The 9,625-nt window shown below is 47.6% G+C and carries 7 protein-coding genes; 6 read left to right on the top strand and 1 reads right to left on the bottom strand.

The features are described 5' to 3' along the window. Window positions 1-25: 25 nt before the first annotated feature. The gene (gene mtnA, locus HWQ67_RS07945) at window positions 26-1,102 is read right to left on the bottom strand and encodes an S-methyl-5-thioribose-1-phosphate isomerase (protein ID WP_218252150.1); all 1,077 of its coding nucleotides are present in this window, start codon (window positions 1,100-1,102) and stop codon (window positions 26-28) included. Between the two features lie 869 nt (window positions 1,103-1,971). Here mtnA and HWQ67_RS07940 point away from each other — a divergent pair. The 6 genes from HWQ67_RS07940 to HWQ67_RS07915 all read left to right on the top strand — a co-directional run bounded on the left by HWQ67_RS07940 (window position 1,972) and on the right by HWQ67_RS07915 (window position 9,394). Further along, a complete protein-coding gene (locus HWQ67_RS07940; protein WP_218252149.1) occupies window positions 1,972-2,742 on the top strand; it encodes a DUF4384 domain-containing protein in 771 nt (256 codons plus the stop codon). A gap of 20 nt (window positions 2,743-2,762) precedes the next feature. Beyond that, window positions 2,763-3,458 (top strand): hypothetical protein, encoded by a 696-nt coding sequence (locus HWQ67_RS07935; RefSeq protein ID WP_218252148.1) that lies wholly within the window; start codon window positions 2,763-2,765, stop codon window positions 3,456-3,458. Window positions 3,459-3,553: 95 nt separating this feature from the next. Continuing rightward, the gene (locus tag HWQ67_RS07930) at window positions 3,554-4,852 is read left to right on the top strand and encodes a caspase family protein (protein WP_218252147.1); all 1,299 of its coding nucleotides are present in this window, start codon (window positions 3,554-3,556) and stop codon (window positions 4,850-4,852) included. A 13-nt stretch (window positions 4,853-4,865) separates the two neighbouring features. Then, window positions 4,866-5,198, top strand: coding sequence for a hypothetical protein (locus tag HWQ67_RS07925; RefSeq protein WP_218252146.1), 333 nt, complete (start codon window positions 4,866-4,868; stop codon window positions 5,196-5,198). Between the two features lies 1 nt (window position 5,199). Then, window positions 5,200-8,502, top strand: a complete 3,303-nt coding sequence (locus tag HWQ67_RS07920; protein ID WP_218252145.1) for a tubulin-like doman-containing protein — start codon at window positions 5,200-5,202, stop codon at window positions 8,500-8,502. An 88-nt stretch (window positions 8,503-8,590) separates the two neighbouring features. Next, a complete protein-coding gene (locus HWQ67_RS07915) occupies window positions 8,591-9,394 on the top strand; it encodes a tetratricopeptide repeat protein (RefSeq protein WP_218252144.1) in 804 nt (267 codons plus the stop codon). Window positions 9,395-9,625 lie beyond the last annotated feature (231 nt).

Here is a 9,625-nt window from a genome sequence, read left to right as displayed (position 1 = left end):
TGCACCCGCCCCTTTCTTTATTAAGTTATGCAGACACCCGTAGTTTTTCGATATCACACGTTGGGTCGTCCAGGAGGTGTATGTCTTGTGGTCTGAAAGCGCCTTTTTCGGTAAATATGAGTGTTACCAACCGTGCAGGGGTAACGTCAAAAGCTATGTTTCTGACCTTGACGCCATCGGGGGCGATCCGGCATGTCCCAAAGACGTTTGTGACTTCGCTGCCATCGCGCTCCTCTATGGGGATCAGGTCGCCGTGTGACATTGTAAAGTCGATGCTGCTGATGGGTGCGGCCACATAAAACGGGATGTTGTGTTCCCTGGCCAGCACGGCCACGGAATAGGTGCCGATCTTGTTGGCGACGTCGCCGTTTCTGACCGTCCTGTCGGTACCGACTATACAGAGGTCGATTTCCCCGCGCTTCATCAGTGCACCGGCCATGTTGTCGGTGATAAGGGTGACGTCAATGCCGTCCTGGAGCAGCTCCCACGAGGTAAGCCTTGCCCCCTGGAGGACAGGACGTGTTTCGTCGGCTATGACGCTGAGGCGCTTACCCTGCTCTATGGCCACGCGTATGGGTGCCGTGGCGGTTCCGTAGCCGCCCGTGGCAAGGCTGCCGGCGTTACAGTGGGTCAGTACACGGGCGCCGTCCTTTATGAACTGTGCCCCCCAACGGCCTATTGCCTTGTTTATCTCTATGTCTTCGGTCAACATGCCCCTGGCCTCGTTTACCAGCGAATCCTTCAGGGCCTGGACGGATGCCCCTTTCTGGCCGGATAACACACGCAAGACCCGCTCCACTGCCCAGCGGATGTTTACTGCCGTTGGGCGGCTGCCTATGAAGTCGTCCAGGACGGGGCGCAGTTTCGCTGCAAACTCCTCTCCGTCACGTGCATCGATCGCACAACCGGCTAAGGCTATCCCCATTGCAGCCGCTATTCCTATGGCAGGGGCGCCCCTGATGCTCAGTTGCTTGATACATTGCACGACCTGCCTGTAGTGGTCGCAATCGACATATTCTATCCGCTGCGGCAGTATCGTCTGGTCAAGTATGCGTACCAGCGGCGATGGCACTCGCTCAATCCACTCTATCGTATTTACCATAATCTCAAAATATCTGACTCCTGATTATTTTTTAGCATACCGTACTGATATAACGTATTATACACTATTGCATATTTTTTCTTGCTGTAAAAAATCCTGTGATGATATATATAGCACGTTTCAAAAAGAAAGAAGGGGGCGGCTCTGCTTCTTGGCGCTCCAGGGGGTGAGGCACTATTTTGTCGCAGCGGGTCGCACCCGCCCCGGCCACGAAGAAGTCCCCTTGACCCCTTCTTGTGAAACCTTTTACCATGCTTTTTAGAGGATACGGACGGTTTTTTGTTGTCAATACCACAACGCCTGACATATGCAGTAGTTGGAACGTGAAGTTTTGTTCACAGATTTTCGACCCCCTGAAAAAAAACCCCCTTGATTTATCTATGTTTTTGCGTAAATGTTTACTCAACAGACCACTATTTCGGTGAACAACATTTCTCTTGATATCCCGGTATTTCAACTGATAAGATATTCTATGGCTCTTGCCAACTTTGAATGGGTAAGATAAACAACCTCGCCTATGGTAAGCCTTGCCATGTTACCTTTAATCTTTATTGTTTTCGAGATAAACCCTATAAAGGGCAAGGCTTTCGATTGTATAACCCGCTCCCGTTGGTCGCTAACCTTAATCTGAGTTACCCACATGAGGTAAGAAGGAACCTATTCTATTATAGTATAAGGGCTTCCGGGGATATTGTGGCCGATATCATCCGCTTACAACATCCGGTGCCCGTTTGTTCTGAAGGAGAAAATAAAAGACAAGGAGGATATTGGAAGAGAATGACCTTATTTTGAGAGAAGACATAGGACACGATAACAAACAGAGGTTTTTGTTGAGTTAAGAGATTTAGTCTAATTTAAGGAGGTAAAACATGAGTAACAGGTTATATGGGGTGGTTTGTGTGGTTACCATAGCAATGCTTGCCCTTGTGGGTGGCATGACAGCCTATAGCGCCGAACCCACCGGAGCTAAGGGACTGTTTGAGAGTGGTGGGTCTAAGATAAGTGTACCGACGGAAAGAAAAAAGACAACAGTTACGGAAACCAGACGTGGTACGGAAAATGTAGTAAACGTTGCATACGGTCCGCACATTGGGCTCAAGTATACGGTGATGCTCATAGGGGCTGATGGTTTTCCGCGACCGGTGCCAGGCAAGCGTGTCTTCAGAACGGGCGACAGGATTAAGATAATCGCACAGATAAACAAGCCCGGCAATCTGGCTGTGTACAATGTGGGGCCAACGGGTAACGTCAACTATTTGTTTAAAGGCCCTGTGACTCCTTTCACTCCAATTGAGATACCCCAGACAATGGCCATGCGCATTGTCGATCCGCCCGGCACGGAGGAAATATATTTCGAGTTGTCCGGGGCGTCCGATCGTATCCCTGTTGAGGCAGACCCCAATTGTAAGCCACATGCCCTGATGGTGTCTGCCAGTGGCTCTAAGGATATCATCGCAGAGGATGCCATTGGTACCAACTATGCCGTGTACTCCGGGGAAAATTGCAGACTAGAGAGTACCGGCAGCAAGGATATCGTGCTAGAGAGCGACAGTGGCAATAACTATGGCGTTGTTCCCTCCGAACTCATAGATGCAGGGAGGTCGTTTGTGGTACAGGTAAGACTCAGGCACAAAGGTTAAAAAAAAGGAGATGCAATATAATGAGACCCGGTAAGAGTCATGACCTGGTAGCGCTGTTTGTAATAACGGCGTTTTTCTTTACATCATGTACTACCATGTTATCCAAACCACGTGAAAACATGACAGATGCAGAACGCAATGCGGCAAAAGATGAGTGCATAATCCTAAACACGGTGGGCGGTGCTGTCTTAGGCGGCCTGGTAGGAGGGCTGACTGGAGGCGGAAAAGGCGCTATTCAAGGTGCCATAGCAGGCGGTACCATAGCCTTTGCCCTGGCATGGGGCAAGTGTATAGAGTATTACTTTAACGTAACAAGTAAGCAAACCGCAAATTACAAGGAAACGGCGCGCAATACTGGCTATGAGCCTAAAAAGGGGGCATTGGTAAAGATTGACAGCACAAAGGTTGAACCTTCTACTGTGGCACCCGGAAAGCCGTTTAATTTTTCGGCGAAATATTATGTCATGGATTCGGAAACAACAAAAGAACTGACTGTTACAGAGTCCAGGACGGTAATCTTTTACGACAAGGACGGTAAGGCTAACGAACTCGGCAACACTACGGATAAAAAGACCATTGACCCCGGTACAAGGATAGCTAGTGGTATGTGTGGTATGCCTGAAGGAATGCCGGAGGGGCGATATAAGATCGTTTTTGAGGTGTCGTACAAAAACAAATCTGACAAGAGCGAGGTTGATATCATTGTCAAGAAATAGGCTGGTATTGCTACATCAGCGATTTCAACTACGTGAGGTGCAAAAAAAAGAAGGAGGGCTTTGCCCTCCCTCATAACAACCGGAGAGGTACTATAATGAAAAAATCAATACTGCTTGTTTGCGTGATCGTAATGTCATCTCTGCTACTGCAATGCGTTCCGTTGCAATTTGCAGCAATGTTGGGAGAAACAGGTGCGATTGTGGCTAAGTCAGAAAGTCCTGCTTCTTCGCCAGGTACAAATAATTCAAATTCCCCTGAGCCAATAACATTACGTTACGTGGGTGAGATTAATAAACTGTTTAAGCAGAACAACATCAATAACGGATACGTGGAGTTAGACAAGATAGGCCGGGTACAGCTTAAGGGGTCGTATCAAAATGAAGAAGAGGTTGATTTGGCCTTCTCCTTAGCTCAACAAACGGTAGGGGTAAAGTGGGTCTCCCCAGTAGACCCTGAAAACGTTACCGTACCGGGGTGGAGTAAGAAGCTCTCCTCGATATTTGCACGTGCTGCCGTTAAGAGTCCATCTGCTAAACACAGTGACGCCCCGCCAGGGCCTGTAAGAAATAAATATGCCCTGGTGGTAGGAATAGGCAAATTCCAAAACAGCAAGATAACCCCACTGCAATATGCAGAAAAGGACGCAGGGGACTTTTACAAATATCTCACTGCCCCGTCAAAGGGAGGTTTCTCCAGGCAGAACGTAACCGTTCTGTTGGGTGAAAAGGCAACAAGGCATAATATAACAAAGGCCCTGGATGATTTAAGAAATAAGGCGCAAGAGGACGATCTTGTTGTCTTGTACATGAGCAGTCATGGCACCCCGCCTGATAAGTTTGGCGGCGTATTTATCGTAACCCATGATTCAGTGCCTGTACCAAAAGAAATCTGGTACACATCCATAACCGGGGAAAAACTCAGTGACTTTATCCAAGGCACAAGAGCCAAAAGGGTTGTTGCCATCCTTGATACCTGCTACAGCAGCGGCGCTTACAAGAACATAAAGGGATTTGTCCCCGAGGGTGCAAAATCCCTGGGTGTTGAAGACGAAACCTTTGGCATAAGCAAGGAACAAGCAACAAGGATGTTAGGCTCAAAAGACATTGTATTGGAAGGTTCAATCAACTTATCACCCAACAGCAACGGTTGGGGCAGGGTTTTGATAAGTGCCAGCGGGGATAGCGAAAAATCATGGGAGGACCCCTCAATTAACAACGGCTACTTTACTCACTACTTAATCGCCGGCCTGGAACAAAACAAAGGCAGTGTCGCCAGTGCTTTTGAATATGCAAAACCAAAAGTCTCCATAAGTGTTTTGCAGGACAAGGGAGCATCACAGACTCCACGGGCCGTATTTGACAATAAAGACTGGAACATAAAGTTAGCGAAATAAAGGAGGACAATCTATGTTCAGAACATTTCTGTGGGAGACCATTGTTGAGGTCTCCCCGCCATTGATACTGACCACAAACGAGTACCTTATTGCCGTAATTGTTTGTGTGTTCTTTGGGTTGCTATATTTCGGGTTTACAAGGATCATCTATTACCTGATAAACCCACAGATAGAACATGCCAAATACGGGGCCATCTTCCTAAGCGCCTCGCTCATGCTGTTCTGGGTCATAGCGTCACTGGACCTGCTGGGGTTTTACAGCACCATCATTGCGCTGGTCATACTGGTGCTGGCGCTCATCTTTGACATGGTCTATCTCATCGTAACACGACCAAAGGGGGTGTAGCATGTCGTTTTCGCCATCGGTTATCGTAGGCATCGGGGGGGCCGGCAAGAGCGTCCTGCTCAACGTAAGACGGATGATCGTTGAGGAGTTCGGCTCCTTAGACCTGCTGCCCAGCATCGGATTCCTCCACGTGGATACACACACCAACCTCGTACCCGACGCCGGCTCCAACGCCGTCACCGAGTACCTCGGATACAACCTGACCTTCAGCGCCGCCGAACGAATAGAACTCTCCGGAGGAATCACCAGGGCCGACGCCGCATTAATAAAGAGAAAAGCCGCAACCTGGCTGGACCCAAGTCTAAATATAGACGCAAGCTCCATTCCTGAGGGCGCAGGCGGCATACGACCTTTCGGTAAACTGGCCTTTATGTACAGTGTCAGAGAGTATAGAAGTAGTTTAGAAGGTGTCGTTAGTAAAGTAACGGAAAATGGCAACAAGCATATTACTTCTAAGACATTGAAACAACCCTGTGATCACATTTTGAATATATACATTGTATGCTCTTTTATGGGTGGAACTGGAAGCGGTTCATTTCTTGAGTTGTGCTACAATACGCGCTATGTCTCTGAAATAGCTAAACTTACAGGCATGTTTATTATCGGCGGGGATAATTCCGTAAAAAAGGCCAACTGTTACAGCGCACTAAAGGAGCTTCAATACTTCTCCATGCCTGATACCGCCTTCAACGCCGATTACCCTGACCCCGGTGCAGAGAAGATAATAAATAAAAAGGAACGCCCTGTTGATGACTGCTATCTCGCAACACAGGATGCCAGAGGCTATTTTCTTAAAAGGGGTGAATTAGAGGAAGTAGTTGCCTTTAATCTCTTTCTGGAATTCGGTAGCGACATCTCTGATACTAAGAGGGGGTTGAGGATTGATAAGAAATCTAATTCAGCCTTTTTTGAGAAATCTGACAAACCAAATACGTTTCTGTCCTTTGGACTATCCTCACTGTCCTTCCCTGTCTTCAAGGTCGAGGAGATGATGGCCTATGAAATGGCCGCTGCGACTCTTGAAAAATGGCTATTTAAGGATGCAGAAACTCTCGTTGAAAGCAACATCCTAAAGCAAAAACAACTGGATAAAGTAAATCTGTGGAAAGTGCTATTAAACTCTGGGAATAAAAGTATAGCAATAGATGTCAACTTCGCTATAGAAACAAAGAAACATGAGACAATAGCACAGAGAGATGACAAAAAGATAGCCGACATCAATACGCACTTCGACGAGTGTAAGAGAATGCTTAAGTTTAGCGCAGACCCAAATGACTGGGGAACGTTGACTGGAGCAATACAGAGGACAGGGATACTTCAACTACACAGCCTCGTCAATCAACTAAGGGATGAAACCCTAAAAGCCGTAGAGAACCAGTACAATGGGCATATAATGGCAGATGCCTTTTTAAAGAACCTATTCAGCTATATAGGTGAACAACTTGAATCAGCGAACAAGATGCACAAGTCGTTCCAGGATGAGATGACGGCCATGCAGGATAAGTACTCGACCTCCATCAGCGTCCTGCGAGAGACCTTGGGGAAGAACAAGTTTGCCGTCCTGGATTGGATAAACAGGGTCTATGATTGCATCAAGGGTTACACAGAGGCAGCTCTGTATGCCGAGTCATACAGGGTGATCATTGATATGCTGGGCACCGCTAAGGGGCTGCGTCTCGAAGATGGCAGCATTACGCGCTCCGTGATGGACGAAGTTGAGATATTAAAAAAGGACGTTGCAAGATACAAGGACAGTATCACAAGCCTGTCAACCAGGTTCGCACAGAAAAAACAGGACATCGAAGACGTGGTGCTCACCCACAAGTCCTTTAGCGACCTGATGCTAAACCGGACAAACCTGTATGAGGTGATACGCTCCATCGTCCCGGACCCAACCGTCTACGCCGTAAGCATGATGAATGACATTACCCGTCACTTCTCTAAAAAAGATAGCAGTGGCGTCGCCAGGATTTTAAATGTTGTCGAGCTGAAACAGGAAGACTTTGTCATGGCGCTTCTGAAGAGGTGTAAGGAAAAGTGCTCGGAAATAAGACGACATTCCATAGCCAAAATACTGCTGATGAGTTCACCCAAAGAGCTGACCAACGTCCTGAAATCCTACATTCATATGTCACAGCCAATGATCTTAATCTCCGACCCGGGTAAGGCTGAAGGGGTAAAACACGAATGGCTGGGGACGTCCAACCCCGACAGCGATCCTAACCTGCAGACACTCATTGATAAAATCTGCAACATAAAGCCCTACGCCCAGGGTGGCAATCTCTCTCATATGAGCAGACTCTCAGACGTCTACAGGCTCATATTTGCATCTGAGTATCTGGCCTTCCCCCTGCACAAGATAACCGTGCTGGATGCCTACAGGCAGAGCTACCTGTCCGTCAAGCCGCGCAGTACCGATATCAGTATCGACTTTCCGGACATCTTCCCTGATGACAGGATTAAGGAAATCAAACGCCGGGCAGAGTCCTACGTCCTGCTGGGAAAGATTTTTGACTTCCTGGTGCAGAGGGATGACCCGAATTCCGGTTACAAACACATATATCTGATATACTATGATGAGCGAAGCAAGCAAAAGATATATACAAAACTGACCAAAACCTGGCCTGACCTGGAAGCCCACTTAACCGGGATACAGGTGAGCAAGGACATAGACAACCGCACGGCTCAGGAGACCCCCTTTGAGGTCATTGTAAGGCTTGTTGACAAGATAGCGGCCCCTCTTACAACCAAAAAGGATAAAGATGCCCTGTGGATGCGTCTTGAAAGATACCTCGATAATCTCAAGGACTCACTCGATGACAGGGAGGCCAATCCGGAGTTTAAGAGACAGTTGGATATCATCGAGGAGTACAGGCATAAGTTTGGCATAGAGCCGCCTGAGGAGACAGACCTTCATCCTCCTGTCCCTCCTCCTGCGGAAGAAGAAGAGGAAGCTCCTCCCGACCCCAACGAGGAGTTATTTAAGAAGGAACTTGCCGTCTTGGTAGGCGAAAAAGATATCAGGGACAAGGATATGCTCATCGGTAAAGGAATCCTTCGCCACAGACTTAAACCTGAGACAGCCGAAAGATTGGTAACAGAAGCATTGTTACAGCCCGCTCCACCCCCCGATAATGGAGCCGGTAAAGAGGAACTATACAACCAGTACAGGGAAGCGTTTAAGTCTTGCTCCTGGATATTCATACCGGATGACAGGACATTTCTGAAAGAAACGCAGAAGCGGTTGGGATTAACCGACGATGAGGTCTTAAAGATTGAACAGGAGATAAAAAATGAGCAGTAATTGGACGTGTAGTAATTGCGGTACGCAAAATCCGGGTAGCAGTAATCTATGCCAAAACTGTCAAAGAAGCAGACCGGCTGATTCAAAGATGAAGTTGATAATAATTGCGTCAGTTGGCGGGATATTGTTACTAATCTTGTTAGCCGTTGTATCAATGAAGATCATGGAAGGGCCGAAGAAAAAGTATAAGGCGGCATTGAAGAAGTGCTGTGAGTCTGTCGATTGTTGTGGTACCGAAGTCATAAGCTGTGCCGAGGCAGACAAGATCGCAACATCCCTGAAGATACCAGAGGACGACAAACAAAAGCTCATCGACGAGGTAAAGAAGGATAAGTGCAGCAGTACGCCCACACCACCACCCACCCCATCATCACAATCACCGTCGTCTTCAACGCAGCCTGGTGGTACCGTGGCAGTAGATGAGGCAAAAAAACAAGAGGCATCCAGGCATATTCAGGAAGGCTTCCGTTGGATCGCACTTGCAAAGAATAGCGGAGACAACAAGGCTGCCTTTAACGAAAGCATGGATAACGCAATCAACGAATATACGAAGTCGATAGAGATCGATTCAGGTGACGAAAAACTAAAAGGCAAGGCACACGAACACAGAGGAACCGCCTATATGGTAATAAATAAACGCAACAAGGCCGAGGAAGACCTCAAAAAAGCAGCCGAACTCTTACCGGATAGCTTCAGCGTGTATTATAATCTTGCCTGTCTGTACTCGTTGGAGAACAAGATTGATTTGGCGCTTGACAGTCTGGATAAGGCATTGGAGAACGGATTCCAGGAGTATGACCTCCTGCGCGGAGACAGCGAACTGAAAAACCTGAGAAAGAGTCCTGAATTCAAAAAAGTCCTGGACAAACACAAGGTCTTTATTCAGTGGTAGAATTCCATTCAACCGTGGACACATTGCTTAAGCATAACAACAATGCCATATTATGTGGGCACAGAAATGGCTTAAATCCTGGCAACCACGGTTGATTGTGGCGCTACCCATGATATTTGATAGACAAAATAATGGGGTCAAGGGGGCTGGCCCCCTTGCAGGGGGTTCTGAAGGGGGGCGGAGCCGCCCCTTTCTTTCTTCTATTCAGGCAATTTTGATACCCGAAAAAAC

The sequence above is a fragment of the Candidatus Magnetobacterium casense genome (assembly GCF_019173545.1).
In the GTDB taxonomy this organism is placed as follows: domain Bacteria; phylum Nitrospirota; class Thermodesulfovibrionia; order Thermodesulfovibrionales; family Magnetobacteriaceae; genus Magnetobacterium; species Magnetobacterium cryptolimnobacter.
This window is presented reverse-complemented; position numbering and strand designations above follow the sequence as displayed.

What these genes read in the sequence shown, in the direction of transcription:
- mtnA (WP_218252150.1), bottom strand. Translation starts at nt 1,102, where the DNA reads ATGGTAAATACGATAGAGTGGATTGAGCGAGTGCCATCGCCGCTGGTA.
- HWQ67_RS07940 (WP_218252149.1), top strand. Translation starts at nt 1,972, where the DNA reads ATGAGTAACAGGTTATATGGGGTGGTTTGTGTGGTTACCATAGCAATG.
- HWQ67_RS07935 (WP_218252148.1), top strand. Translation starts at nt 2,763, where the DNA reads ATGAGACCCGGTAAGAGTCATGACCTGGTAGCGCTGTTTGTAATAACG.
- HWQ67_RS07930 (WP_218252147.1), top strand. Translation starts at nt 3,554, where the DNA reads ATGAAAAAATCAATACTGCTTGTTTGCGTGATCGTAATGTCATCTCTG.
- HWQ67_RS07925 (WP_218252146.1), top strand. Translation starts at nt 4,866, where the DNA reads ATGTTCAGAACATTTCTGTGGGAGACCATTGTTGAGGTCTCCCCGCCA.
- HWQ67_RS07920 (WP_218252145.1), top strand. Translation starts at nt 5,200, where the DNA reads ATGTCGTTTTCGCCATCGGTTATCGTAGGCATCGGGGGGGCCGGCAAG.
- HWQ67_RS07915 (WP_218252144.1), top strand. Translation starts at nt 8,591, where the DNA reads ATGAAGTTGATAATAATTGCGTCAGTTGGCGGGATATTGTTACTAATC.